Source organism: Xanthomonas rydalmerensis (genome assembly GCF_033170385.1).
Taxonomy (GTDB): Bacteria; Pseudomonadota; Gammaproteobacteria; order Xanthomonadales; family Xanthomonadaceae; genus Xanthomonas_A; species Xanthomonas_A rydalmerensis.
Map to the genome: position 1 here is coordinate 3,332,295 of NZ_CP126170.1, position 25,435 is coordinate 3,357,729.

Consider the following 25,435-nt stretch of genomic DNA (forward strand, 5'->3'; position numbering starts at 1 on the left):
CGATTGCCGTCCTCCAACGCATTGCACATGATGCGGACATGGCCAAGGCATCCGACATTTCGGATCTCATCCAGCACACCGCCGCCGCGACGCAAGACGACGCGGCGCTGCTGTCGCGCATCATCCTGGCGCAGGGCGAGATCGCGGCGGCCGGCAGCGATCCGTTGCAGGTGGTGGATGTCGTCACCCACCGCGCGCAGGAGCTGACACGCTCCAACGGCGCCGTGGTGGAGATGTGCGACGGCAACGACATGCTGTACTGGTCGGCCAGCGGCGTCGCCGAGCGCCACCTCGGCCTGCGCCTGCCCAGCAATGGCAGCTTGTCCGGCCTGTGCATGCGCAGCGGCCAGGTATTGCGCTGCGACGATTCGGAAATCGATCCACGGGTGGATCGCGCAGCCTGTCGTCGCATCGGCCTGCGCTCGATGCTGGTGGTGCCGCTGCGCTACGGCGACCGCAGCATCGGCGTGCTCAAGGTACTGGCGCCACAACCCGACGCCTACAGTGCACAGGACGTGCGCACGCTGGAACTGCTGGCGACCCTGGTCGGGGCGACGCTGGCGCTGGCCATGGACCGCGCCGCGCTGCAGACCGACATCGCGCGCCGCCAGGACGTGGAGAAACACGCATTTCGCGAGAAGGCGGCGATCGCCACCCGCATCCGCGAAACCATCGCCGATGCGCGCCTGCAGATCGTGACCCAGCCGGTGCTGGCCCTGGCATCGCAGCACATCGTTGGCGTGGAAGCGCTATCGCGCTTTCCGGCCAATCCGGCGATGCCGCCGCTGCGCTGGTTCGACGACGCAAGCCGGGTCGGGCTGGGGCTGGAGCTGGAACTGGCCGCTGCGTGCAAGGCACTGGAACTGTTGGCGCAGTTGCCGGCGCCGCTGTACCTGGCGATCAACGTGTCCGCGCCCACGCTGCTGCATCCGCGACTGCAGGCGCTGCTGCACGGCCACGACCTGTCGCGGATCGTGCTGGAAATCACCGAGCAACTGCAGGCGCCGGACTATCCGCGCCTGTCCGAGCACATCGGCCTGCTGCAGCGGCAGGGCCTGCGCATCGCCCTGGACGACGCCGGCACCGGCTTCGCCAGCCTGCGCCACCTGCTGCACCTGGCGCCGGACATCATCAAGCTGGACCTGACCCTGACCCGCGGCATCGACGCCGAGCCGCGTCGGCAGCGGCTGGCGATGGCGATCCTGTCCTTCGCCGCGGAAACCAATGCCGACGTGGTCGTCGAAGGCATCGAGACCGAGAGCGAACTGGCGACGCTGCAGGCGCTGGGCGCGCGCTACGGCCAGGGCTACCAGCTCGCCCATCCCGGGCCCCTGTCGGCGCACCTGGCGCGCTATCCGGCGATCGGCGACGGCAGCGGCTGAAGCGCGCGCGATCGAGCGTTGCGTTCCGGCCACGCCCGCCACGGACATCCTGTGTAGGAGCGGCTTCAGCCGCGACCTGGCATCACCGGTGGCGCGCTGTCGCGGCTGAAGCCGCTCAGACGATGCCCCGCCCCCACCCTGATCCACACGAACGTCGACCAACACGGCACGTTCGCCAGTTGCTGCGCCTGCGCAAACGCCAGGCAAGAAAAAAGCGGGCCGAAGCCCGCTTTTTCCTGGAACGGCAGTGGACGCGCGCGGCTTATTCGGCCGACACGCCCTCGCCTTCCTCGACGGCCTTCATCGACAGGCGGATGCGGCCCTGCTTGTCGACTTCCAGCACCTTGACCTTGACCACGTCGCCTTCCTTCAGCTTGTCGCCGACCTTCTCCACGCGCTCGCTGGAGATCTGCGAGACGTGCACCAGGCCGTCCTTGCCCGGCAGGATGGTCACGAACGCGCCGAAGTCCATGATCTTGGCGACCTTGCCTTCATAGATGCGGCCCGGCTCGACGTCCGAGGTGATCTGCTCGATGCGCGCCTTGGCGGCCTGCGCAGCGATCGCGTTGACCGAGGCGATGACGATGGTGCCATCGTCCTGGATGTCGATCTGGGTGCCGGTTTCCTTGGTGATGGCCTGGATGGTGGAACCACCCTTGCCGATCACTTCGCGGATCTTGTCCGGGTGGATCTTGATCGTCAGCAGGCGCGGCGCGTAGTCGCTCAGCTCCGCACGCGGGGTGGTCAGCGCGCTGGCCATCTCGCCGAGGATGTGCAGTCGGCCGGCCTTGGCCTGCGCCAGGGCCTGCTTCATGATCTCTTCGGTGATGCCTTCGATCTTGATGTCCATCTGCAGCGCGGACACGCCCTCGGCGGTACCGGCGACCTTGAAGTCCATGTCGCCCAGGTGATCTTCATCGCCCAGGATGTCCGACAGCACCACGAAGTCGTTGCCTTCCTTCACCAGGCCCATGGCGATACCGGCCACCGGCGCCTTCACCGGCACGCCCGCGTCCATCAGCGCCAGCGACGAACCGCAAACCGAGGCCATCGACGAGGAACCGTTGGATTCGGTGATTTCCGAGACCACGCGGATGGTGTACGGGAACTCTTCCATGGTCGGCATCACTGCCAGCACGCCGCGCTTGGCGAGGCGGCCGTGGCCGATCTCGCGACGCTTGGGCGCGCCGAAGCGGCCGCACTCGCCCACCGAGTACGGGGGGAAGTTGTAATGGAACAGGAAGTTTTCCTTGTACTCGCCGGAGACCGCGTCGATCACCTGGCCGTCGCGGGCGGTGCCCAGCGTGGTGACCACGATCGCCTGGGTCTCGCCGCGGGTGAACAGCGCCGAGCCGTGGGTACGCGGCAGCACGCCGGCCTTCACGCTGATCGGGCGCACGGTGTCCAGCGCACGGCCGTCGATGCGCACCTTGGTGCTCAGCACCGAACCGCGCATGGTCTGGTATTCCAGCTCGCCGAACTCCTTGGACAGGTCGGCAGCGACCCAGCCTTCGGCAGCGGCGCGCGGCGCCAGCTGCGCCATCACGTCCTTCTTGATCGCCGAGATCGCATCGCGGCGCTGCAGCTTGTCGCGTACCTGGAAGGCCGACGCCAGCTGATCGCCAACCGCTTCCTTCAGCGCGGCGATCATGGCCTCGTTCTTGGCCGGGGCGACCCAGTCGGACGGCTTGGTGCCGGCTTCGACGGTCAGCTCGTTGATGATGTTGATGACCTTCTGCATCTCGCGATGACCGAAGGTAACCGCGCCCAGCATCACTTCTTCCGACAGCAGCGCGGCTTCGGATTCGACCATCAGCACCGCGTTGGCGGTACCGGCGACGACCAGCTCCAGCTGCGAGTCCTTCAGCTCCGACACGGTCGGGTTGAGGATGTATTCGCCGTTCTTGTAACCGACCTTGGCGGCGCCGATCGGGCCGTTGAACGGGGTGCCGGCCAGCGACAGCGCGGCCGAGGCGCCGATCAGCGCGGCGATGTCGCCGTCGATGTCCGGGTTCATCGACATCACCGTGGCGATGATCTGCACTTCGTTCTTGTAATCCTCCGGGAACAGCGGACGGATCGGACGGTCGATCAGCCGCGAAATCAGCGTCTCCTTCTCGGTCGCACGACCCTCGCGCTTGAAGAAGCCGCCGGGGATGCGGCCGCCGGCGTAGAACTTCTCCTGATAGTCGACCGTCAGCGGGAAGAAGTCCTGACCTTCGCGCGCGCTCTTGGCGGCGACGGCGGTGACCAGCAGTACGGTGTCGTCCATCTTGACGATGACGGCACCGCCGGCCTGGCGTGCGATCTCGCCGGTTTCGAGGGTGACGGTGTGCTTGCCGTACTGGAAGGTTTTGGTGATTTTTGCCACGGGGTTTCCTTGGATGATGCTGTCTGCAAATGGACCGCTGACGGCCCATGCCGCTGGCGGGTGGCCGGGAGAATCCGGCCGGTGGCGCGGAGCAATCTCCGCACCACGGTACTACCCAAAACAAAACCGCGGCGCATCACTGCGCCGCGGTGGGGTTCGTTTGCCTCAGCGACGCAGGCCGAGCTTCTCGATCAGCGCCTTGTAGCGCTCGCCATCCTTCTTCTTCAGATAGTCGAGCAGGCTGCGGCGGCGGTTGACCATCTGCAGCAGGCCACGGCGGCTGTGGTGGTCCTTCTTGTGGGTCTTGAAGTGGCCGGTCAGCAGTTCGATGCGGGCGGTCAGCAGGGCGACCTGGACTTCCGGCGAACCGGTATCGGCAGCGCCGCGCTTGTTTTCTTCGATGACTTTCTGGGTGTCGATGGACATGGGATGTTTTCTCTGAGATGCGGGGCCGGCAGGAACGTGCAGAGGACGCACCGCCTGGCTCGCCGATTGCGAAGGATTGCGCCGGAGCGCAGCGTGCCGGAAAGGCCGCGAAATTGTACCGGTCCCGGCCTGCAGGAACAAGGCGTTAAGACGGCGTCATGACTGAACGACGGTCAGGTAACACCCGGCGCGACCGCTGCGCGGTCACGGATTGAACATGCGCTGCGGCGCCAACAGCCCGCTCGCATCGACCTGGCCCAGGCCCAGCGGGACGCCCTCGGCGTCGAACACCGCGGCCAGGCCGGGCGCCCAGGCCGGATCGCGCAGCCGCTGGCCCATGCGGAAACGCTGCGCCGCAGCAGGCTCCAGGCGCACCGGCGGGAAATCGGCCAGGCCGGCGGCCAGCGGCAGCACCAGCGCCTCCAGTGCCGCCGGATCCTGCGCGGCCAACTGCTGCAGGTGCTCCAGGGTGACCATCTGCGGGTTGCGGAACGGCTCCACCCACAGCCGCCGCAGCGCGGCGATGTGCGCGCCGCAGCCCAGCGCCTCGCCCAGGTCGCGGGCCAGACTGCGGATGTAGGTGCCGGACCCGCAGGCCACGTGCAGGCGCAGACGATCGCCGGCGTGGGCGAGTACGTCGATCGCATGCACCTCGACCTCGCGCTCCGGCGCCTCGATCGCCTCGCCGCGGCGCGCCTTGACGTACAGCGGCTCGCCGCCCTGCTTGAGCGCGGAATAGATCGGCGCGCGCTGGCGGATGCGCCCGCGCAGCGGTGCCAGCGCCGCCTCCAGGGCGGCCGCGTCCAGCGGCGGCACCGGCCGGGTCCGCAGCACCGTACCCTCGGCATCGTCGCTGTCGGTGGTGACGCCGAGCACGACCTCCGCTTCGTAGGCCTTGGCCGAGCCGAGCAGCAGCCCGGCCAGCTTGGTCGCCTCGCCGAAGCACAGCGGCAGCAGCCCGGTGGCGAGCGGGTCCAGGCTGCCGGTGTGGCCGCCCTTCTCGGCACGGAACAGCCGCCGCGCCGCCTGCAGCGCCGCGTTGGAACTCATGCCGATCGGCTTGTCGAGCAGCACGATGCCATCGAGGCGACGGAAGACGATACGGGGCAGACGCGGACCGAAGACAGGCATGGGATGCGGACGGAGATTTGGGATTGGGGATTCGGGATGGGCGAATCCGGCATCTGCCGGGCGCGTGCGACCGACACAGGCAGATAGCGAAGGCACGCACAACAGCGGGCCGGTTGCGGATGAGGCAGCGCCGCGATCGCGGCCGAGACGAAACGTCCGCGCTCGACGCGTCCGTTCAAACAGTGGGCGCCGATGCCGGGGCATCGGCGGCGGGCTCAGTCCTTGCGCGGCGATGCTTCGCCGTCGTCGGCGGCACGGCTGTCGTCGTCCTGATCCTGCTGCAACTCCGGCATGTCGCGCAGCAGATTGTCGATGCGCTCGCCGCGATCGACCGAATCGTCGTAGTGGAAATGCAGCTCGGGCACATGGCGCAGCTTCATCGCCCGGGCCAGTTCGCTGCGCAGCTGCGGCGCCAGTTCCTTCAGGCCCTTGACCGCCTCGGCCGAGCGCTCCTGCATCAGCGCGGTGACGAACACCTTGGCATGGGCCAGATCGCGGGTGACTTCGACGTCGGACACGCTGACCGACGGCAGGCCGTGATCGCGCACGGCCGCATGCACGATCGTGCCGAGGTCGCGACGGATCTGCGCGGACACGCGATCGGTACGGTGAAAGGATTTGGTGGGCATATCGAAAATCTCGTTGTTCGGAACAAAGGAGCCGGGAAGGAGCTGGGACGAGCGACGCGCCTGCAGCGCCCCGCTCTTCCCATTCCCCAATCCCGATTCCCGAATCCCGGCTTCTTACAGCGTGCGCTGCACTTCGATGCGCTCGAAGCACTCGATCTGGTCGCCGGCCTTGACGTCGTTGTAGGCCTTCACGCCGATACCGCACTCGGTGCCGTTGCGCACTTCGTCGACGTTCTCCTTGAAGCGACGCAGCGATTCCAGCTCGCCCTCGAACACCACGGTGTTGTCGCGCAGCACGCGGATCGGCTTGTTGCGCTTGACCACGCCCTCCACAACCATACAGCCGGCGACGGCGCCGAACTTGGAGCTGCGGAACACGTCGCGCACCTGGGCGACACCGATGATCTCTTCGCGGATCTCCACGCCCAGCAGACCGGACGCCACCTGCTTCACCTGGTCGATCACGTCGTAGATGATCGAGAAGTAACGCAGGTCGATGCCGTTGGTCTCGATGATGCGACGCGCCGAGGCGTCGGCACGCACGTTGAAGCCGATCACCGTGGCCTTGGACGCCAGCGCCGAATTCGCATCGGACTCGGTGATGCCGCCCACACCGGAGTGGATCACGTTGATGCGGATCTGCTCGTTGGACAGCGCGGTCAGCGACTGCTTCAGCGCTTCCACCGAACCCTGCACGTCGGCCTTGATCACCAGGTTCAGCGACAGCTGGCCTTCGCCCTTGCCGAGCTGCGACATGATGTCTTCCATGCGGCTGCCCGCCGAGGACACCAGGCGCGACTCGCGGCGCTTGGTCTCGCGCTGCTGCGCCACGTCCTTGGCCAGGCGCTCGTCGTCGACGACCACGAAGTCGTCGCCGGCATCCGGCACGCCGGACAGGCCGAGCACCTGCACCGGGATCGACGGACCCGCGGAATCGGGCTGCTTGCCGGTCTCGTCGAACAGCGCACGCACGCGGCCGTACTGGATGCCGCACACCAGGTAGTCGCCCTTCTTCAGCGCACCCTGCTGCACCAGCACCGTCGCCACCGGGCCGCGGCCCTTGTCCAGCGAGGACTCGATCACCACGCCGCTGGCACGGCCTTCGGCCACCGCCCGCAGTTCCAGCACTTCGGCCTGCAGCGAGATCGCGTCCAGCAGCACATCGATGCCCTGGCCGGTCTTGGCCGAGAGTTCGACGAACTGGGTGTCGCCACCGAATTCTTCGGCGACCACGTCCTGCGCGAGCAGTTCGTTCTTGACCCGCAGCGGATCGGCACCGGACTTGTCGATCTTGTTGACCGCCACGATCAGCGGCACGCCGGCCGCCTTCGCATGCTTGACCGCCTCGACCGTCTGCGGCATCACGCCGTCGTCGGCCGCGACCACCAGCACCACGATGTCGGTGAGCTTGGCGCCGCGCGCGCGCATCGAGGTGAACGCGGCATGGCCCGGGGTATCCAGGAAGCTGATGACGCCGCGGTCGGTTTCGACGTGGTAGGCGCCGATGTGCTGGGTGATGCCGCCGGCTTCGCCCGAGGCGACCTTGGTGCGGCGGATGTAGTCCAGCAACGAGGTCTTGCCGTGGTCGACGTGGCCCATGATGGTGACCACCGGCGGCCGCGACAGCTTCTCGCCCTGCGCGTCCTCGGTGTGCGCCAGCAGCGCGTCCTCGGCGTCGGCGCTGCCTGCGCGCACCGGCTTGTGGCCGAGCTCTTCGGTGATCAGCGCCGCGGTGTCGTGGTCGATGGACTGGGTGATGGTGGCCATCACGCCCATCTTGAACAGCGCCTTGACCACGTCGCCGCCCTTCAGCGCGAGCTTCTGCGCCAGGTCGGCCACGGTGATGGTGTCGCCGATCGCCACTTCGCGCACCACCGGTGCGGTGGGACGCTCGAAGCCGTGCGCGCCGCCGCCGCTGCGCAACGGTTCGGCCTGGCGACGGCCGCCGCTGTGGCTGCCGCCGCGCGGCTTGCCGCGCACGTTGGAACGGCGCGCGCGATCGGCCGCGGACAGGTGCAGCTGGCCGGCGAAGCGGCTGGTGCTGTCGTCGTCCTCGACCCCGGCGACCATCACGTGCGAGCCGCGGGTCTTGTGCTTGTTGTTGGCATTGTTGCGGTCGTCGCTGCGCGGCGCCGCCGGCTTGGCCGGATGCGCTGCACCGGCCGGACGCGGCGCGCCACCAGCCGGGCGCGGCGCGACGGCCGGACGAGCCGGGCGCGGCGCCGCAGCGGCGTTCTGAGGCGCCGACGCAGCCGCGGCCGGCGGCGCCGACTCGGCGTCCAGCGCGGCCTGCGCGGCGCGTTGCTCGGCCTCGGCGCGCTCGCGCGCGTCCTGCTCGGCCTTGCGCTTGCGCTCGATTTCCTCGGCGCGCGCACGGTCCTGCTCGGCCAGCTTCTGCTGTTCGGCCAGGTTGCGCTGCTTGGATTCCTCCAGCTTGCGCAGGATCTCGGCGCGCTCGTCATCCACCCGTCCGCCCGCGGACGGCGCCGCACGCTCGGCGGCCAAGTCCTCGGCCGACTTCACGTAGGTGCGCTTCTGCCGGACCTCGACGTTGACCGTGGTCTTGCTGCGCCCGGCGCTGACCGTCACTTCCTGCAGCTTGCGCCGGTTCAGGGTGATCTTCTTCGGCGCCGCCTGGGCCTCTTCCTCGACCGGCTTGTCGGTCTTGCCGTGGGTACGGCGCAGGAAGCCCAGCAGCTTCATCTTTTCGGTGCTGGTGACGACTTGGTCGGGACCGCTGAACTTCATCCCGGCGTCGGCCAGTTGAACCAGCAGTTTCTCGACCGGCGTGTTCACCAGTTCGGCCAGCTTGCGGATGGTGGTTTGCTGCGACATTCGGATCCTATGATCTGGTTGGCGCCCCCTCGCCGCGTGCGAAGGTAGCGCGGATTCTAAGCCCTGATCGGGTCAGGGCGGCATTCATCGCTGACTCATTCGCCGCGCTCCAGGCGGGCGATCTCCTCGGCGCGGGCGGCCAGGATCAGGGCCGCGGCGCGGTCCTTGTCCAGGTCCTCGATGCCGAACTCGAGGATTTCGTCGGCAGCCAGATCCGACAGGTCCTCGCTGGTACGCACACCATGGCCGGCCAGCGCGTAAGCGGTGGCTTCGTCCATGCCCGGCAGCGACAGCAGGTCCGCCGCCGGCACACCATCCTCGTCGCTCTCCTCGGCGGCCAGCGCCTCGTTGAGCAGCGCGTCGCGGGCACGAGCACGCAGTTCCTCGACGATGTCCTCGTCGAAACCTTCCACCGCCAGCAGCTCGCCGACCGGCACGTAGGCGATTTCCTCGACCGAGTTGAAGCCCTCGGCGACCAGGATCGCGGCGATTTCTTCGTCCACTTCCAGCTTGTCCATGAACAACTGGCGGGCGACGGCCTGCTCGGCCTCGGACTTGGCCGCGACCTGCTCGGCGGTCATCACGTTGAGCTGCCAGCCGGTCAGGCGGCTGGCCAGGCGCACGTTCTGGCCGCCCTTGCCGATCGCCTGGGCCAGGCGATCTTCCGCCACCGCCAGGTCCATCGAGTGCTTTTCTTCATCGACGATGATCGACTGCACCTCGGCCGGCGCCATCGCATTGATGACGAAGTTGGCCGGGTTGTCGTTCCACAGCACGATGTCCACGCGCTCGCCGTTGAGCTCGTTGGACACCGCCTGCACGCGCGAACCACGCATGCCGATGCAGGCGCCGATCGGATCGGTGCGGGTGTCGTGCGCCAGCACCGCGATCTTGGCGCGGTCGCCCGGATCGCGCGCGCAGGCCTTGATCTCGACCAGGCCCTGGCCCACTTCCGGCACTTCCAGCTTGAACAGCTCGATCATGAATTCCGGCGCGGCGCGGCTGATGAACAGCTGCGGGCCACGCGGCTCCGAACGCACTTCGGCCAGATAGCCGCGCACGCGATCGCCGGCGCGCAGCACGTCGCGCGGAATGCCCTTGTCCTTGGGGATGAAGGCCTCGGCGTTGCCGCCCAGGTCCACGTAGATGTTGCCGCGCTCGGCGCGCTTGACCACGCCGGTGACCAGTTCGCCGACGCGATCCTTCCACGCGTCCACCACCTGCTGCCGCTCGGCCTCGCGCACGCGCTGCACGATCACCTGCTTGGCGGCCTGCGCGGCGATGCGGCCGAAGTCCGGATTCTCGATCTGCTCTTCGATGTAGTCGCCGACGTCCACGCCCTCGGCCTCGTCGACCGCGTCCATCAGGCGGATCTGCCGGTCGGGCGATTCCATCACCACGTCGTCGGCCACCACTTCCCAACGGCGGTAGGTTTCGTAATTGCCGTCCTTGTGGTCGATGGTGACGCGCGTCAGCACGTCCTGGTCGGGGTAGCGCTTCTTCGCCGCCGACGCCAATGCGGCCTCGATCGCGTCGAAGATCACTTCGCGCGGCACGCCCTTTTCGTTGGCCACCGCGTCGACTACCAGCAACAGTTCCTTGCTCATTCTTTCGCTCCGCGCGCAGCCTCGTCGGCCGCCGGTTCGTTGGATGGTTTCTTATTGGATTTTGCGTTCTTGCCGGCCGGCTTCGGACCCTTGCCCGGCTTGGTCGGGGCCAGGCCCAACGCGGCCCAGTCGGGCATGATCCGCGCCTTGTCGATGTTGTCGAAGTCCACTGCCAGTTCGGCGCCGTCGACCTCGAAGTTGATCCGGCCGGCATCCGCGTCGGCCTGCACGATGCGCCCCTGCAGGCGCCGACGGCCCTGCTGCGGCAACTTCAACACCACCTTGGCCGATTCGCCCAGGTGGCGGGAAAACTGTTCGGCGCTGAACAGCGGCCGGTCCACGCCCGGCGAGGACACTTCCAGCGTGTAGTTGCCGCTGATCGGGTCTTCCACGTCCAGTTGCGCCGAGACCTCGCGGCTGACCCGCTCGCAATCGTCGATGTTGACGATGCGCTCGGGCTGCTCGGCCAGCGGCACGTCGATATACAGGCGCAGCGTGGCGCCGCCAGGGGCCGGCAGATATTCGGCGCCCAGCAGTTCCAAACCCAACGCGTCCACGGTCGGGCCCAGCAACGTCGCGATTTCGTTTGCCTTGTCGCTCACAGCCTGCCTTGCATCTGAAGGGTTGAAGAGTCGGTTGCGTGATATTTCCCGGACCCCGGAAACGACAAAGGGCCCTCTGGGCCCCTTGTCCGGTACGACTCCGGTCACGCTGGATTCCGGTTGCGACGACGGGAACATGCGTCATCGCGAAGCCCAAACTTCCCTGCCGCAGACAACCGATGAACTGGTTGCCGCTGCAGACAAATATGGTAGCGGGGGCAGGATTTGAACCTGCGACCTTCGGGTTATGAGCCCGACGAGCTGCCAGACTGCTCCACCCCGCAGCAGAAGCGGAATTATGAAGAATCAGTGCGTCAATTGCAAGCCCTGATTTTCATCTCGATGCGGTAGCGACGCTGCCGTTCGAAGGACGCCATGATAACCGCACGCGATGGAAAACGAAACACCAATCGCATCGCCGAATGCAAAAAAGCCAACGCCGCCTTGCGGCGGCGTTGGCGTAAAACAGCGGGAAAACCGCCCTTTCGCGATCAGGCCAGGTGCGCGAAGGCGCGCTGGCACCACGCCATCAGCGGGCTCCAGGCCAGGCCGAAGGCCAGCAGGCCGAGCGCGTTGACGCCCAGCGCCACACTCAGCACGCGGTCGTCGTTGGCCGGCAGCGGCGTGCCGACCGGCTCGTCGAAGTACATCACCTTGATCACGCGCAGGTAGTAGAAGGCACCGATCACCGCGCACAGCACCGACAGCACGGCCAGGCCGGTCCACCACAGATTCTGGTCGGGCACTGCGACCACCGCGCCCAGCACCGCCAGCTTGGCCCAGAAGCCCAGGAACGGCGGCACGCCGGCCAGCGAGGCCATGATGCACAGCACCAGCAACGCCATCCACGGGTTGCGCGCGTTCAGGCCCTTGAAGTCGTCGATGTTCTCGGCTTCGAAGCCCTTGCGCGACAGCGCGATGATCGCGCCGAACGAAGCCGTGGACATCACCGCGTAGCAGATCGCGTAGAACAGCGCCGCCGCGTAGCCGCGCTCGCCACCACCGGCCACGCCCAGCAGCAGGAAGCCGATGTGCGAGACCGTGGAGTACGCCAGCATGCGCTTGAGGTTGCTCTGCGCCACCGCCATCAGGTTGCCGACCACCAGCGACAGCGCCGCCAGGCCGCCGATGACCCAGTGCCACTGCGCCGCCAGCGGGCCCACGCCCACTTCCAGCAGGCGGTAGGCCATGCCGAACGCGGCCAGCTTGGACGCCGAGCTGATGAACAGCGCGATCGGCGCCGGGGCGCCCTGGTAGACGTCCGGCAGCCACATGTGGAACGGCGCGGCGCCGAGCTTGAAGGCGACGCCGGCGATCATGAACACCGTACCGGTGAGCAGCAGCATGTGCTCGCGGCCGTTGCCGATCGCTTCGTGGATGCCGCTCAGGCTCAGCGTGCCGGTGGCGCCGTAGATCAGCGACATGCCGTACAGCAGCAGGCCGGAGGCCAGCGAACCGAGCACGATGTACTTCATCGCCGCTTCGGTGGCCATGCCGTTGTCGCGGTTGGAGGCGACCAGCGCGTAGGAGCACAGCGCCAGCAGTTCCAGGCCCAGGTAGACCATCAGCAGGCTGCCGGCCGAGACCAGGATCATCATGCCGACCGTGGCGAACAGCACCAGCACCGGGATCTCGCCCTGGTACAGCTTGCGCTCGCGCAGGTAGCTCCAGCCATAGATCAGGGTCAGCGCGCTGAGGCCGACGATCACCGTCTTCATCACGTCGGCGGCGGCGTCGCGCACGAACATGCCGTTGAACACCTCGCCCTGCCCGCCCACGCCGGCCAGCAGCATCGCGAACACCGCGACCAGGATCGCCACCGAGACGATGTGGGTCCAGGCCTTGTTGCGCTCGCTGATGAACAGATCGAGCATCAGCAGGAAGAAGGCACCGGCCGTCAGCACCAGCTCGGGCAGCAGGGGCGGCAGGTCGACGGTGGTCAGAGGCAGAAGCGCAGGGGTGGTCATCATCAAATCTCTGGAATCAATACGCTCGACGGCCGCTTACAGCTTGCTGGTGGCGATCTGCGCCGCCAGCTTCGCGATCGAGGGCTCCATCAGGTCGGTCAACGGCTTCGGATACAGGCCCAGGGCCAGCACGCCGAGCGCGAACACGCCCAGCACCAGCGCCTCGCGGCCGTTGATGTCCTTCAGCTCGGCCACGTGCGCATTGGCGACTTCGCCGAAGAACACGCGCTTGTACAGCCACAGGGTGTAGGCGGCGCCGATCACCAGCGTGGTAGCCGCCGCGAAGGCCTGCAGCGGATGCGACTGGAAGCTGGCCAGAATGACCATGAACTCACCGACGAAGCCGCTGGTGCCAGGCAGGCCGGCGTTGGCCATGAAAAACAGCATCGCGAACGCGGCAAACCACGGCATCACGTTGGCCACGCCGCCGTAGTCGGCGATGCGGCGGGTGTGCATGCGGTCGTACAGCACGCCGACGCAGGAGAACATGGCGCCGGACACGAAACCGTGCGAGATCATCTGCACCATCGAGCCCTGCAGCGCCAGCCGGGCGGCATCGCCACTACCGGAGGCGACCAGCGCGAAGGCGACGAAGGTACCGAGGGTAACGAAGCCCATGTGCGCGATCGACGAGTACGCGATCAGCTTCTTCATATCCTCCTGGACCAGCGCGACCAGGCCGACGTAGATCACCGCGATCAGCGACAGCGCGATCACCAGCCACGCCCATTCGTTGCTGGCGTCGGGCAGGATCGGCAGGTTGAAGCGCAGGAAACCGTAACCGCCGATCTTCAGCGCGATCGCCGCCAGGATCACCGAACCGGCGGTCGGCGCTTCCACGTGCGCGTCCGGCAGCCAGGTGTGCACCGGGAACATCGGCACCTTGACTGCGAAGGCGACCAGGAAGGCGAAGAACAGCCAGGTCTGTTCCTTCGAGGTCAGCGACAGCTGGTACAGGTCGGCGAGCTGGAAGCTGCCGCCCTTCAGGTACAGGTAGATCAACCCGACCAGCATCAGCACCGAGCCGAGGAAGGTGTACAGGAAGAACTTGACCGCGGCGTAGATGCGGCGCGGGCCGCCCCAGATGCCGATGATCAGGAACATCGGGATCAGCATCGCCTCGAAGAACACGTAGAACAGCATCGCGTCGGTGGCGGAGAAGATGCCGACGGTGACGCCTTCCAGGATCAGGAACGCGGCCACGTACTGGTTGACGCGCTTGTCGATCGAGGTCCACGCGCCGATCAGCGCCAGCACCGTGACCAGCGTGGTCAGCACGATCAGCGCCACCGCGATGCCGTCGGCGCCGAGGTTGTAGCCGATGTCGTACGCCGGGATCCAGGCGTGGGTCTCGACGAACTGCAGCGCGTCGCTGGCGTAGTCGAAACCGGTGAGCAGCGGCAGGCTGAGCGCGAAGGTCAGCAACGCCACCAGCAGCGACGCCCAGCGCGCCGCACGCGCATCACGCAGGGCGAGCACCAGGGCGCCGCCGATGATCGGCAGCCAGATCAGGATGGAGAGTAGAGGCCAGTTCGACACGTGTTCTTATTCCGTACAGGTCAACGCCAGAAATGCATCAGCACGCCCAGCAGGGCAATGAGACCGACGATCATCGCGAAGGCGTAGTGATAGAGGAAACCGGATTGCGTGCGACGCAGCAGGTTGGCCGCCAGGTCGATCACGCGTGCGGTGCCGTTGACCATGACGCCCTCCACGACATGCGTATCCACCGCGCGCGACACCTTGCCCAGGCGCACGCCGCCGCCGGCGAAACCGCCGATCCAGAGCTTGTCGAAACCGTACTTGTTCTCGAGGATCCACACCGGCAGCGAGAAGGTCTTGCGCGCCTTCGCCGCCAGTTCCGGCTTCCACAGGTACAGGATCCACGCCAGGGCGAAACCGGCCAGGGTGAGGAAGAACGGTGGCTGGGTCAGGCCGTGCAGCGCGAACGCGACCGGGCCGTGGAACTCCTCGGCCAGGGCGCCGACGGTGTCGCGTGCCGGATCGTAGAAATCGACGATGCCGGTGAAGAAGCTGACCGCCTGGCCCTTGATCGCCGCCGCGGCATGGTGCCCCGCCCAGTCGGTGCCGAACAGCATCGGGCCGATGGTGAAGAAGCCGATCGCGATCGACGGGATCGCCAGCAGGATCAGCGGCACCGTCACCACCCACGGCGACTCGTGCGGTTCGTGCGCGCCATGATGGCCGTGGTGGTCGTCATGCGCATGCGCGTCGTGCGCATCGTGTGCGTGGGACTGCGCCTCTGCATCGGTGTGGGCGCTGTCGTGGTGGGCGTGCACGTCGTGCGCATGCGCATCGCGGAAGCGCTCCTGGCCGTGGAAGGTCAGGAACAGCAAGCGGAAGCTGTAGAAGCTGGTGATCAGCACGCCACCCAGCACCGCCCAGTAGCCGTAGCTGGCGATGCTCCAGAACGGCGCACCCTCGGCGTGGTGCTGGGCCGCCTCGATGATGGTGTCCTTGGAATAGAAGCCGGCAAAGAACGGGGTGCCGACCAGCGCCAGGGTGCCGATCACGCTGGTCCAGTAGGTGATCGGCATGTACTTGCGCAGGCCGCCCATCTTGCGCATGTCCTGCTCATGGTGCATGCCGATGATCACCGAGCCGGCCGCCAGGAACAGCAGCGCCTTGAAGAAGGCGTGGGTCATCAGGTGGAACACCGCCGCCGAGTACGCCGACACGCCCAACGCCACGGTCATGTAGCCCAGCTGCGACAGCGTCGAGTAGGCGACCACGCGCTTGATGTCGTTCTGCACGATGCCGATCAGGCCGGTGAAGAACGCGGTGGTGGCACCGATGAACAGCACGAAGTTCAGCGCGGTCTGCGACAACTCGAACAGCGGCGACATGCGCGCCACCATGAAGATGCCGGCGGTGACCATGGTCGCGGCATGGATCAGCGCCGAGATCGGGGTCGGGCCTTCCATCGAGTCCGGCAGCCACACATGCAGCGGAACCTGCGCCGACTTGCCCATAGCGCCGATGAACAGGCAGATGCAGATCATCGTCGGCACCGACCATACCCACGGATCGGTGAGATGGATGACGTTCTCTGCGAACGGGATGGTGATGGCGCCGGTCCACACGGTGATGGTGCCGCCGACCATGGTCGTGGCGTTCGAGAACACCAGCGAATAATCGAGCGTGCCAAACACATACAGCACCAGGGCGATGCCGAGCAGGAAGCCGAAATCGCCGACGCGGTTGACCAGGAACGCCTTCATGTTGGCGAACACCGCGGTCGGGCGCTTGAACCAGAACCCGATCAGCAGGTACGACACCAGGCCCACCGCTTCCCAGCCGAAGAACAGCTGCAGGAAGTTGTTGCTCATCACCAGGCTCAGCATCGAGAAGGTGAACAGCGAGATGTAGCTGAAGAAGCGCTGGTAGCCCGGATCGTCGGCCATGTAGCCGATGGTGTAGATGTGCACCAGCAGCGACACGAAGGTCACCACCACCATCATCATCGCGGTCAGGCGGTCGACCATGAAGCCGACGTGGGCCGAATAGTGGCCGACCTCGAAGAAGGTGTAGAGGTTCTGGTTGAACGGCGACGCGCCCTGCCCGACCAACTGGTACAGGGTCCAGCACGACAGCGCGCAACTGACCGCCACGCCGAGGATGGTGGCGAACTGTGCGCCCTTGCGACCGACCTGACGGCCGAACAGGCCGGCGATGATGCTGCCGACCAGCGGGGCCAGCACCACCGCGATCAGCAGACTCTTGGAGAGCGTAATTTCCATCTGCAGGTCAGCCCTTCAGCGAATCGACTTCGGCCACGTTGATCGTGTGGCGGGTACGGAACAGCGTCACCAGGATCGCGAGGCCGATGGCGGCTTCGGCCGCGGCCACGGTCAGGATGAAGAACACGAACAACTGGCCGGCGGCGTCGCCGAGCTCGCGCGAGAAGGCGACGAAGTTGATGTTGACCGACAGCAGCATCAGCTCGATCGACATCAGCAGCACGATGACGTTCTTGCGGTTGAGGAAGATGCCGGCCAGGGCGATGCAGAACAGCACCGCGCCGAGCGCCAGCAGATGGCCTAGGGAAATCATGGCTGGCCCTCCTGCGATGCCGGCGGAGTGTGGAGCGTGGGCTTCTCGGCGTCCATCTTGACGATGCGCAGGCGGTCGCTGGCCTTGACCCGCGACTGCTCGCCCGGGTTCTGGGTCTTGATGCCGGTGCGCTTGCGCAGGGTCAGCATCACCGCGGCGACGACCGCCACGGTCAGGATGATCGCGGCGAACTCGAACGGCAGCAGGAACTGGGTGAACAGGGTCTTGGCCAGCCAGGTGATGTTGGAGGTGTCGGCGGCCTGGGCCGCGGCGTTGTCGGCCGGGAACGGCGCCGCACTGCGCGCCTTCACGCCGATCAGGGTGACCATCTGCACCAGCATCGCCACCGCGACCACCAGGCCGACCGGCAGGTAGCGCACCCAGCCTTCGCGCATGCGGGCGGTGTCGATGTCCAGCATCATCACCACGAACAGGAACAGCACCATCACCGCGCCGACGTAGACCAGCACCAGGGTCACGCCGAGGAATTCGGCGCCCACCAGCAGCCACACGCAGGCAATGGAGAAGAACGTCAGGATCAGGCACAGCACCGCGTACACGGGGTTGCGCACGCTGATCACCGCGCCGGCGGCGACCGCGGCGATGGTGGCGAAGATCCAGAAAGCGATATTGACCCAATCCATTTCGGAACCTCAGCGGAAGGGAGCGTCGGCAGCACGGCGCTCGGCGATCTCGGCCTCGAGCCGGTCTCCGATCGCCAGCAACTGCGGCTTGGTGACGATGTTCTCGCCGCGCTTCTCGAAGTGGTACTCCAGCACCTGGGTCTCCACGATCGAATCCACCGGGCAGCTTTCCTCGCAGAAGCCGCAGTAGATGCACTTGAACAGGTCGATGTCGTAGCGGGTGGTGCGGCGGGTGCCGTCCTCGCGCTTGGTCGAGTCGATGGTGATCGCCAGCGCCGGGCACACCGCCTCGCACAGCTTGCAGGCGATGCAGCGTTCTTCGCCGTTGGGATAGCGGCGCAGCGCGTGCAGGCCGCGGAAGCGCGGCGACTGCGGGAACTTCTCCATCGGGTACAGCACGGTGTACTTGGGACGGAACGTGTACTTCAAGGTCAGCCACAGGCCGCCGAGCAGCTCGAGCAGCAACAGGCTCTTGAAGTAATGGGTGACTTTATTCATCGCTTACACACCCCTGTGGATCACACCGTAGAACACCATCAATGCCGTCACCGCGATCCACACGATCGTCAACGGAATGAACACCTTCCAGCCCAGGCGCATGATCTGGTCGTAGCGGTAGCGCGGGAAGCTGGCGCGGAACCAGATGTACGCGCTGGCGAAGAACAGCACCTTCATCAGCAGCCACGGCCAGCCGCCGGTCCAGATCCAGTTGACCCACGGCGACACGTCCGCGGTGACCCAGCCCTGGATCGGGCTCAGCCAGCCGCCCAGGAAGAAGATCGAGACCAGGAAGCTGACCAGGATCATGTTGGCGTATTCGGCCAGGAAGAACAGCGCGAACGCACCGCCCGAATACTCGACCATGTGGCCGGCGACGATTTCCGACTCGCCTTCGACCACGTCGAACGGCGCGCGGTTGGTCTCGGCCACGCCGGACACCCAGTACACGATGAACAGTGGGAACAGCGGGATCAGGAACCAGCTGAAGAACCCGGAGCTGCCGGCCTGCGCCTGCACGATCGTGCTCAGGTTCAGGCTGCCGGCGGCGATCATCACACCGACCAGGGCGAAGCCCATCGCGATCTCGTAGCTGACCACCTGCGCCGCCGAGCGCATCGCGCCGAGGAAGGCGTACTTGGAGTTGGACGCCCAGCCGGCGAGGATGATGCCGTACACGCCCAGCGAGGTCATCGCCAGCAGGTACAGCAGGCCGGCGTTGGCGTTGGACAGCACCAGCTTGGCGTCGAACGGCACCACCGCCCAGGCGGCGAAGGCCGGCGCCAGGGTGATCAGCGGCGCGATCACGAACATCGCCTTGTGCGAGCTGCTGGGCTGGATGATTTCCTTGAACAGCAGCTTGAACACGTCGGCGAAGGCCTGGAAGATGCCCATGCCCACGTACATCGGCCCGTGGCGCACGTGCATCCAGCCGATCAGCTTGCGCTCCCAGACCACGTAGAACGCCACCGAGATGATCACCGGCATGGCGATCAGCAGGATCTTCAGCACGATCCACAGGACCACGCCGAGGGCGCCCAGGCCGAGGAACCACTGGTGCAGCGGGTCGACCACGTTCAACAGCATCTCGTTCATGCAGCCACCACCGTCACCCGACCGGCGCCCAGCGGCGCGGTCGCGCCGTGGCCCGTTTCGATCCAGGCCGCGCCCGGCGCGACCCGCTTGTCCGTCGCCAGCGGCAACGTGGCGCTACCCGCCGCGGTGCCGACCTTGACCATCTGTCCGTCGCTCAGGCCCAAGCGCGCCGCCTCGTCCGGATGCAGCGCGATGCCCGGCGCGCGGTTCAGCGGATGCTGCTGCAGCGCCTGCGCGCGGCGCACCACCGCATCGGTGCGGTAGATCGCCGGACTGGCGGCCAGTTCCAGGCCCTCGTCCTGGCGCGCCGGCTGCGCCGAGCTTGCCGCGGCAACCTCGCGCGGCTGCAGGCCATCGCGCAGCCCGGCCAGGTCGATGAACTCGAAGCCGGGCAGGCCCAGCTCGCCGCCGAGCGCGCGCAGCACGCGCCAGCCCTCGCGGGCCTCGCCCGGCAGCTTGCCACCGGCGCGGGTGCGCTGGTCGCTGCCGTTGAGGTTGGTCAACGTCGCCTCGATTTCCGGCAGCGCGCCGATCGGCAGGATCACGTCGGCCACGTCACGGGTGGAGGCGCAGGCGAAGTGGCTGAACGCCACCACCTTGGCACCGGCCAGAGCGCTGCGCGCGGCCGCGGCGTCGGCGAAGTCCAGCCCCGGCTCCAGGCCGTAAAGCACATAGGCGCTGCGCGGTTCGGCCAGCATCGCCGCGGCGTTGCGGCCGCGCGGCAACACGCCGTAGCGCGACAGGCCGAGCGCGTTGGCGCCCTGCGGGATGCGGCACAGCGCCGCGCCGGTGGCGGCGGCGAAGTCGCGCGCACCCGCACGCAGTGCGGCGGCCTGCGGATGGTTCTCCACCAGCGCGCCGACGATCAGCACCGCACGGCCGGCACCCTGCACCGCTTCGCGCAGCGCGCCATCGGCCAACGCTTCGGCGAACTTCGACGGCGCCACGATCTGGCGGCCGGCCTGGTCGAAGGCCACATCGAAATCGACCGGATTGATCGAATACACCTTGGTCTGGCGCTGCATCCGCGCCTTGCGCAGGCGTGCATGCAGCAGCGGCAGTTCATGGCGCAGGTTGCTGCCCAGGATCACCACCACGTCGGCCTGCTCGATCTCCGCCAGCGGCAGCGCGAACGGCTCGACCAGCGCGGCATCGGAGAAGTCGCGGTTGTACACGCGGTGATCGAGGTTGCCGCTGTCCAGGCCCTCGGCCAGGCGCGCCAGCAGCGCGCCCTCCTCGTTGGAGGTGGACGGATGCGCGAGCACGCCCAGCGCGTCGCCACGGTTGGCCTTGAGGATCTCGCTCGCGGCGGAAAGCCCTTCGGCCCACGACACCTCGCGCCACTGCCCGTCGACCTTGCGCATCGGCCGCAGTGCGCGGTCCTCGGCGTACAGGCCCTGGTGCGAGTAGCGGTCGCGGTCGGACAGCCAGCACTCGTTGACCGCTTCGTTGTCGCGCGGCACGGTGCGCAGCACTTCGCCGCGGCGCACGTGCAGGAACAGGTTGGAGCCCATCGCGTCGTGGTAGCCCAGCGACTCGCGCGCCACCAGTTCCCAGGGGCGCGCACGGAACTGGAACACCTTGTTGGTCAGCGCGCCCACCGGGCACACGTCGACCACGTTGCCGGACAGCTCGGTGGTCAGCGGCTTGCCGTCGTAGGTGCCGATCTGCAGGTTCTCGCCGCGGTACATGCCGCCCAGCTCGTAGGTGCCGGCGATGTCAGCGGTGAAGCGCACGCAGCGCGTGCACTGGATGCAGCGGGTCATCTCGGTGGCGACCAGCGGCCCGATGTCCTCGTCCGGCACCACGCGCTTGCGCTCGTTGAAGCGGCTGACCGAGCGGCCATAGCCCAGCGACACGTCCTGCAACTCGCACTCGCCGCCCTGATCGCAGATCGGGCAGTCCAGCGGATGGTTGATCAGCAGGAATTCCATGACGCTGCGCTGGTACTTCAGCGCCTTGTCGCTGCGCGTCTGCACCTTCATGCCGTCCATGACCGGCGTGGCGCAGGCCGGCGACGGCTTGGGCGACTTCTCGACGTCGACCAGGCACATGCGGCAGTTGGCCGCGATCGGCAGCTTCTCGTGGTAGCAGAAGCGCGGGATCGGAATGCCGGCCTTGTCGGCGGCCTGGATGATCATCGAGCCCTTCGGCACGACCAGCGACTGGCCGTCGATCTCGACGGTCACATGGCCTTCCGGCACGACCGCGGGGGTCGCGCCGGGATTGTTGGGTTGCGCGCTCATGCGGCGGCTGCCTCCACCTTCTTGCCGTCAACCATCGAATGACCGTTGACGATGTAGTACTCGAATTCGTCCCAGAACTGGCGCAGGAAGCCCTGGATCGGCCAGGCCGCCGCCTCGCCGAAGGCGCAGATGGTGTGGCCTTCGATCTGCCCGGCGACGGTGCGCAGCTGGTGCAGGTCTTCCATCGTCGCCTTGCCGGCGACGATGCGCTCCAGCACGCGGTGCATCCAGCCGGTGCCTTCGCGGCACGGGGTGCACTGGCCGCAGGACTCCTTGTGGAAGAACTGCGAGATGCGGCAGGCGAACTTCACGCAGCACACGCTGTCGTCCAGCACCACGATCGCGCCCGAGCCCAGGCCGGTGCCCAGCGCGCGCAGGGTGTCGTAGTCCATCTGCAGGCCCTTGAGCTGCTCAGCCTTCAGCACCGGCATCGACACGCCGCCCGGGATCGCGCCCTTGAGGGTGCGGCCCGGCTTCAGCCCGCCGGCCATTTCCAGCAGTTCGTCGAAGGTGGTGCCCAGCGGCACCTCGAAGTTGCCGCCCTTCTGCACGCATCCGGAGACCGAAAAGATCTTCGGGCCGCCGTTCTTGGTCTTGCTCAGCCCCAGGAACCATTCCGGGCCGTTGCGGATGATCGCCGGCACCGAGGCGTAGGTCTCGGTGTTGTTGATCGTCGACGGCTTGCCGTACAGGCCGAAGTTGGCCGGGAACGGCGGCTTGTAGCGCGGCTGGCCCTTCTTGCCTTCCAGCGACTCCATCAGCGCGGTCTCTTCGCCGCAGATGTAGGCGCCGGCGCCCAGCGCGCCATAGATGTCGATGTCGATGCCGCTGCCGAGGATGTCCTTGCCCAGCCAGCCATTGGCGTAGGCATCGGCCAGGGCCTGTTCGAAGTTCTCGAACGGCTCGTGGTGGAACTCGCCGCGCAGGTAGTTGTAGCCCACGGTGGAGCCGGTGGCGTAGCAGGCGATGGCCATGCCCTCCACCACCGAATGCGGGTTGTAGCGCAGGATGTCGCGGTCCTTGCAGGTACCCGGCTCGGACTCGTCCGAGTTGCACAGGATGTACTTCTGCGGCGCGCCCTTGGGCATGAACGACCACTTCAGGCCGGTCGGGAAGCCGGCGCCGCCACGGCCGCGCAGGTTCGACTGCTTGACCATCTCGATCACCTGCTCCGGCGGGATCTTCTCTTCGAGGATCTTGCGCAGCGCAGCGTAGCCACCGGTCTTCAGGTAGCTTTCGTAGGACCACGGGGTGTCGTAGTGCAGCGTGGTGTACACCACCTGGTGCGGCTGCGGCGCGGGGCCGACCGGACCGGTGGGAGCGTGGGGATGCTGTGCCATTGCCGTTACTCCAACCCGTCCAGCAATTCGTCGACCTTGTCCTTGGTCAGATGCTCGTGGTAGTGGCCGTTGATGACCATCATCGGCGCGCCTGCGCAACCGGCCAGGCATTCTTCCTCGCGCTTGAGGTAGACGCGGCCGTCGGCGGTGGACTGGCCCAGCTTGCAGCCGAGCTTCTTCTCGGCGTGCGCGACCAGGTCCTCGGCACCGTTGAGCCAGCAGCTGATGTTGGTGCAGAACGCGACGTTGTTGCGGCCGACCTTCTCGGTCTCGAACATCGAGTAGAAGCTGGCGACCTCGTAGGCCCACACCGGCGGCAGTTCCAGGTACTTGGCCACGCCGGCGATCAACTCGTCGGTCAGCCAGCCCTGGTTCTGTTCCTGCGCCGCGTGCAAGCCCTGCAGCACCGCCGAGCGCTTGCGGTCCGGCGGGAACTTGGCCAGCCAGTGATCGATGTGCGCGCGCGTCTTGTCGCTCAGCACCACCATCGGATCGACGTCGCGCGCCGCTTCGAAATTACCTGTCGCCTTCATCGGTCGACCTCACCAAACACCAGATCATAGGTACCAATCATCGCCACCACGTCGGCCAGCATGTGGCCGCGCACGATCGCGTCCATCGACGACAGATGGGCGAAGCCCGGCGCGCGCAGGTGCACGCGGAACGGCTTGTTGGCGCCGTCGGACATCAGGTAGCAGCCGAACTCGCCCTTCGGCGCTTCGACCGCGCAGTAGGTCTCGCCGGCCGGCACGCAGTAGCCTTCGCTGAACAGCTTGAAGTGGTGGATCAGCGCTTCCATGTCGTCCTTCATATCGGCGCGCTTGGGCGGCGCCACCTTGAAGTTCTCGACCATGACCGGGCCCGGGTTGGCCTTCAGCCACTGCACGCACTGCTTGATGATGCGGTTGGACTCGCGCATCTCGGCCACGCGCACCAGGTAGCGGTCGTAGCAGTCGCCGTTAGTGCCGAGCGGGATGTCGAAATCGACGCTGTCATACTTGGCGTAGGGCTGCTTCTTGCGCAGATCCCAGGCGATGCCCGAGCCGCGCAGCATCACGCCGGTCATGCCCCAGCCGTAGGCCTGCTCCGGCGTGACCACGCCGATGCCGACGGTGCGCTGCTTCCAGATGCGGTTGTCGGTGAGCAGCGTTTCGTACTCGTCGACGCGGCCCGGGAAGGTATTGGTGAAGTCTTCCAGGAAGTCGAGCATCGAGCCTTCGCGCGCGGCATTGAGCCGCTTCAGCGCATTGCCCTTGTGCCAGCGCGATTCCTGGTACTTCGGCATGCGGTCCGGCAGGTCGCGGTAGACGCCGCCCGGACGGTAGTAGGTCGCGTGCATGCGCGCGCCCGACACCGCCTCGTACACGTCCATCAGCTCTTCGCGCTCGCGGAACGCGTACAGCATCACCGCCATCGCGCCCAGATCCAGGCCGTTGGAGCCGACCCACATCAGGTGGTTCAGGATGCGGGTGATCTCGTCGAACATGGTGCGGATGTACTGCGCACGCTCCGGCGCCTCGATCCCCATCAGGGTCTCGATCGCACGCACGTAGGCGTGCTCGTTGCACATCATCGACACGTAGTCCAGGCGATCCATGTAGCCGATCGACTGGTTGAACGGCTTGGACTCGGCCAGCTTCTCGGTGCCACGGTGCAGCAGGCCGATGTGCGGATCGGCGCGGACCACGGTCTCGCCGTCCATCTCGAGGATCAGGCGCAGCACGCCGTGCGCGGCCGGATGCTGCGGGCCGAAGTTCATCGTGTAGTTGCGGATCTCCTGCTTGGCTTCGGCAGGATTGCTGGCGAACCCGTCGTGCGCCTGGTGGTACTCGCTCACTTGGCGGACTCCTTCTGTGCTTCGCCCGCCGCGGTCTGGTAGCGCGCATCGTCGCGGATCACACGCGGCACGCCCACGCGCGGCTCCACCGAGGTCACCGGCTCGTAGATCACGCGCTGCTTCTCTTCGTCGTAGCGCACTTCGACGTTGCCGATCAGCGGGAAATCCTTGCGGAACGGATGACCGACGAAGCCGTAGTCGGTGAGGATGCGGCGCAGGTCCGGGTGACCGGAGAACACCACGCCGAACAGGTCGAACGCCTCGCGCTCGAACCAGTTCGCGCCCGGCCAGATGTCGGTGACCGAGGCCACCACCGGCAGGTCTTCGTTCGGCGCGTAGCAACGCACGCGCAGGCGCTGGTTGTGGCGGTAGGAGATCAACTGCGCCAGCACGGCGTAGCGCTGCTGAGGGACCGGCAACGGCTGCGCGCCGCCGGCGGCCTCGCCACTGGGAAACTCGCCCCAGGCGAAACGGCCCACGGCCTTGCCTTCGACGCCGCGGCTGAAGCCGTGCGAGGACACGTCCGAGGTATCCCACTCGTCGCTGCCGTAGCCCAGGTAGTCCACGCCGCACAGGTCGGACAGCTGTTCGAAACCGAACTCGTCGCGCAGCGCCAGGCAGGTGGCGTGCCAGGCGTCGGCCGGCACTTCCAGGGTGACTTCGCCGCGCGGAAGGGCCACGAAGACCTGGCTGCCGGGGAAACGGGCGCCGAGTCGGTCGCTAAAGGAAGATGCTTGCTCTGCCATGGGGG

Annotated in this window: 20 protein-coding genes and 1 tRNA gene; 1 reads left to right on the top strand and 20 read right to left on the bottom strand. The window is 66.9% G+C overall.

Translation table 11 applies throughout. The features are described 5' to 3' along the window. Positions 1-38: 38 nt before the first annotated feature. Complete coding sequence (locus QN245_RS13935; protein WP_160969852.1) at positions 39-1,382, top strand: sensor domain-containing phosphodiesterase; 1,344 nt, start codon at positions 39-41, stop codon at positions 1,380-1,382. A 262-nt stretch (positions 1,383-1,644) separates the two neighbouring features. Here the strand turns inward: QN245_RS13935 and pnp are convergent, their stop codons facing one another. From pnp to QN245_RS14035, 20 genes are all read right to left on the bottom strand, one after another. Continuing rightward, positions 1,645-3,753 (bottom strand): polyribonucleotide nucleotidyltransferase, encoded by a 2,109-nt coding sequence (gene pnp, locus QN245_RS13940; protein ID WP_160969854.1) that lies wholly within the window; start codon positions 3,751-3,753, stop codon positions 1,645-1,647. A gap of 165 nt (positions 3,754-3,918) precedes the next feature. Continuing rightward, positions 3,919-4,179 carry a 30S ribosomal protein S15 gene (gene rpsO, locus QN245_RS13945; protein ID WP_003467392.1) on the bottom strand — a complete coding sequence of 87 codons (261 nt, stop codon included), beginning with the start codon at positions 4,177-4,179 and terminating at the stop codon, positions 3,919-3,921. Positions 4,180-4,383: 204 nt separating this feature from the next. Further along, entirely contained in the window at positions 4,384-5,310 is a 927-nt protein-coding gene (gene truB / locus QN245_RS13950; RefSeq protein WP_184449336.1) for a tRNA pseudouridine(55) synthase TruB, read from the bottom strand. A 215-nt stretch (positions 5,311-5,525) separates the two neighbouring features. Continuing rightward, complete coding sequence (rbfA, locus tag QN245_RS13955; protein ID WP_160969858.1) at positions 5,526-5,939, bottom strand: 30S ribosome-binding factor RbfA; 414 nt, start codon at positions 5,937-5,939, stop codon at positions 5,526-5,528. Positions 5,940-6,053: 114 nt separating this feature from the next. Beyond that, complete coding sequence (infB, locus tag QN245_RS13960; protein ID WP_184643676.1) at positions 6,054-8,774, bottom strand: translation initiation factor IF-2; 2,721 nt, start codon at positions 8,772-8,774, stop codon at positions 6,054-6,056. Positions 8,775-8,869: 95 nt separating this feature from the next. After that, the gene (nusA, locus tag QN245_RS13965) at positions 8,870-10,381 is read right to left on the bottom strand and encodes a transcription termination factor NusA (protein ID WP_160969862.1); all 1,512 of its coding nucleotides are present in this window, start codon (positions 10,379-10,381) and stop codon (positions 8,870-8,872) included. Further along, positions 10,378-10,983 carry a ribosome maturation factor RimP gene (rimP, locus tag QN245_RS13970; RefSeq protein ID WP_184449332.1) on the bottom strand — a complete coding sequence of 202 codons (606 nt, stop codon included), beginning with the start codon at positions 10,981-10,983 and terminating at the stop codon, positions 10,378-10,380. The genes nusA and rimP overlap by 4 nt, the downstream gene beginning before the upstream one ends. Positions 10,984-11,190: 207 nt before the next feature. After that, positions 11,191-11,267: transfer RNA gene (locus tag QN245_RS13975), tRNA-Met, on the bottom strand. 207 nt (positions 11,268-11,474) lie between these two features. After that, positions 11,475-12,950, bottom strand: a complete 1,476-nt coding sequence (gene nuoN / locus QN245_RS13980) for an NADH-quinone oxidoreductase subunit NuoN (RefSeq protein ID WP_167087552.1) — start codon at positions 12,948-12,950, stop codon at positions 11,475-11,477. Positions 12,951-12,986: 36 nt separating this feature from the next. Next, entirely contained in the window at positions 12,987-14,489 is a 1,503-nt protein-coding gene (locus QN245_RS13985; protein WP_184449331.1) for an NADH-quinone oxidoreductase subunit M, read from the bottom strand. Between the two features lie 20 nt (positions 14,490-14,509). After that, positions 14,510-16,711 carry an NADH-quinone oxidoreductase subunit L gene (gene nuoL / locus QN245_RS13990; RefSeq protein WP_317843457.1) on the bottom strand — a complete coding sequence of 734 codons (2,202 nt, stop codon included), beginning with the start codon at positions 16,709-16,711 and terminating at the stop codon, positions 14,510-14,512. A gap of 7 nt (positions 16,712-16,718) precedes the next feature. After that, positions 16,719-17,024: an NADH-quinone oxidoreductase subunit NuoK gene (gene nuoK / locus QN245_RS13995; protein ID WP_017908131.1), complete on the bottom strand. Its 306-nt coding sequence runs from the start codon at positions 17,022-17,024 to the stop codon at positions 16,719-16,721. Further along, positions 17,021-17,668 carry an NADH-quinone oxidoreductase subunit J gene (locus tag QN245_RS14000; RefSeq protein WP_160969870.1) on the bottom strand — a complete coding sequence of 216 codons (648 nt, stop codon included), beginning with the start codon at positions 17,666-17,668 and terminating at the stop codon, positions 17,021-17,023. Before QN245_RS14000 ends, nuoK begins: the two co-directional genes overlap by 4 nt. Positions 17,669-17,677: 9 nt before the next feature. After that, positions 17,678-18,166, bottom strand: a complete 489-nt coding sequence (gene nuoI, locus QN245_RS14005) for an NADH-quinone oxidoreductase subunit NuoI (RefSeq protein ID WP_010343013.1) — start codon at positions 18,164-18,166, stop codon at positions 17,678-17,680. 3 nt (positions 18,167-18,169) lie between these two features. Then, positions 18,170-19,261, bottom strand: coding sequence for an NADH-quinone oxidoreductase subunit NuoH (gene nuoH, locus QN245_RS14010; RefSeq protein WP_184643684.1), 1,092 nt, complete (start codon positions 19,259-19,261; stop codon positions 18,170-18,172). Beyond that, positions 19,258-21,507 carry an NADH-quinone oxidoreductase subunit NuoG gene (nuoG, locus tag QN245_RS14015; RefSeq protein WP_317843458.1) on the bottom strand — a complete coding sequence of 750 codons (2,250 nt, stop codon included), beginning with the start codon at positions 21,505-21,507 and terminating at the stop codon, positions 19,258-19,260. Before nuoG ends, nuoH begins: the two co-directional genes overlap by 4 nt. Further along, positions 21,504-22,847, bottom strand: coding sequence for an NADH-quinone oxidoreductase subunit NuoF (gene nuoF / locus QN245_RS14020; RefSeq protein WP_184643688.1), 1,344 nt, complete (start codon positions 22,845-22,847; stop codon positions 21,504-21,506). Before nuoF ends, nuoG begins: the two co-directional genes overlap by 4 nt. A 5-nt stretch (positions 22,848-22,852) precedes the next feature. After that, positions 22,853-23,380, bottom strand: coding sequence for an NADH-quinone oxidoreductase subunit NuoE (nuoE, locus tag QN245_RS14025; RefSeq protein WP_048489486.1), 528 nt, complete (start codon positions 23,378-23,380; stop codon positions 22,853-22,855). Beyond that, positions 23,377-24,684 carry an NADH-quinone oxidoreductase subunit D gene (locus QN245_RS14030; protein WP_160969878.1) on the bottom strand — a complete coding sequence of 436 codons (1,308 nt, stop codon included), beginning with the start codon at positions 24,682-24,684 and terminating at the stop codon, positions 23,377-23,379. The genes nuoE and QN245_RS14030 overlap by 4 nt, the downstream gene beginning before the upstream one ends. Then, positions 24,681-25,430, bottom strand: coding sequence for an NADH-quinone oxidoreductase subunit C (locus tag QN245_RS14035; protein WP_184449321.1), 750 nt, complete (start codon positions 25,428-25,430; stop codon positions 24,681-24,683). The genes QN245_RS14030 and QN245_RS14035 overlap by 4 nt, the downstream gene beginning before the upstream one ends. Between the last annotated feature and the right edge of the window lie 5 nt (positions 25,431-25,435).

Bases quoted from the DNA above. Each gene is read 5' to 3' on its own strand.
- QN245_RS13935 (WP_160969852.1), top strand. From the start codon at position 39: ATGGCCAAGGCATCCGACATTTCGGATCTCATCCAGCACACCGCCGCC.
- rpsO (WP_003467392.1), bottom strand. From the start codon at position 4,179: ATGTCCATCGACACCCAGAAAGTCATCGAAGAAAACAAGCGCGGCGCT.
- truB (WP_184449336.1), bottom strand. From the start codon at position 5,310: ATGCCTGTCTTCGGTCCGCGTCTGCCCCGTATCGTCTTCCGTCGCCTC.
- rbfA (WP_160969858.1), bottom strand. From the start codon at position 5,939: ATGCCCACCAAATCCTTTCACCGTACCGATCGCGTGTCCGCGCAGATC.
- infB (WP_184643676.1), bottom strand. From the start codon at position 8,774: ATGTCGCAGCAAACCACCATCCGCAAGCTGGCCGAACTGGTGAACACG.
- nusA (WP_160969862.1), bottom strand. From the start codon at position 10,381: ATGAGCAAGGAACTGTTGCTGGTAGTCGACGCGGTGGCCAACGAAAAG.
- nuoN (WP_167087552.1), bottom strand. From the start codon at position 12,950: ATGACCACCCCTGCGCTTCTGCCTCTGACCACCGTCGACCTGCCGCCC.
- nuoL (WP_317843457.1), bottom strand. From the start codon at position 16,711: ATGGAAATTACGCTCTCCAAGAGTCTGCTGATCGCGGTGGTGCTGGCC.
- nuoK (WP_017908131.1), bottom strand. From the start codon at position 17,024: ATGATTTCCCTAGGCCATCTGCTGGCGCTCGGCGCGGTGCTGTTCTGC.
- QN245_RS14000 (WP_160969870.1), bottom strand. From the start codon at position 17,668: ATGGATTGGGTCAATATCGCTTTCTGGATCTTCGCCACCATCGCCGCG.
- nuoI (WP_010343013.1), bottom strand. From the start codon at position 18,166: ATGAATAAAGTCACCCATTACTTCAAGAGCCTGTTGCTGCTCGAGCTG.
- nuoH (WP_184643684.1), bottom strand. From the start codon at position 19,261: ATGAACGAGATGCTGTTGAACGTGGTCGACCCGCTGCACCAGTGGTTC.
- nuoG (WP_317843458.1), bottom strand. From the start codon at position 21,507: ATGAGCGCGCAACCCAACAATCCCGGCGCGACCCCCGCGGTCGTGCCG.
- nuoF (WP_184643688.1), bottom strand. From the start codon at position 22,847: ATGGCACAGCATCCCCACGCTCCCACCGGTCCGGTCGGCCCCGCGCCG.
- nuoE (WP_048489486.1), bottom strand. From the start codon at position 23,380: ATGAAGGCGACAGGTAATTTCGAAGCGGCGCGCGACGTCGATCCGATG.
- QN245_RS14035 (WP_184449321.1), bottom strand. From the start codon at position 25,430: ATGGCAGAGCAAGCATCTTCCTTTAGCGACCGACTCGGCGCCCGTTTC.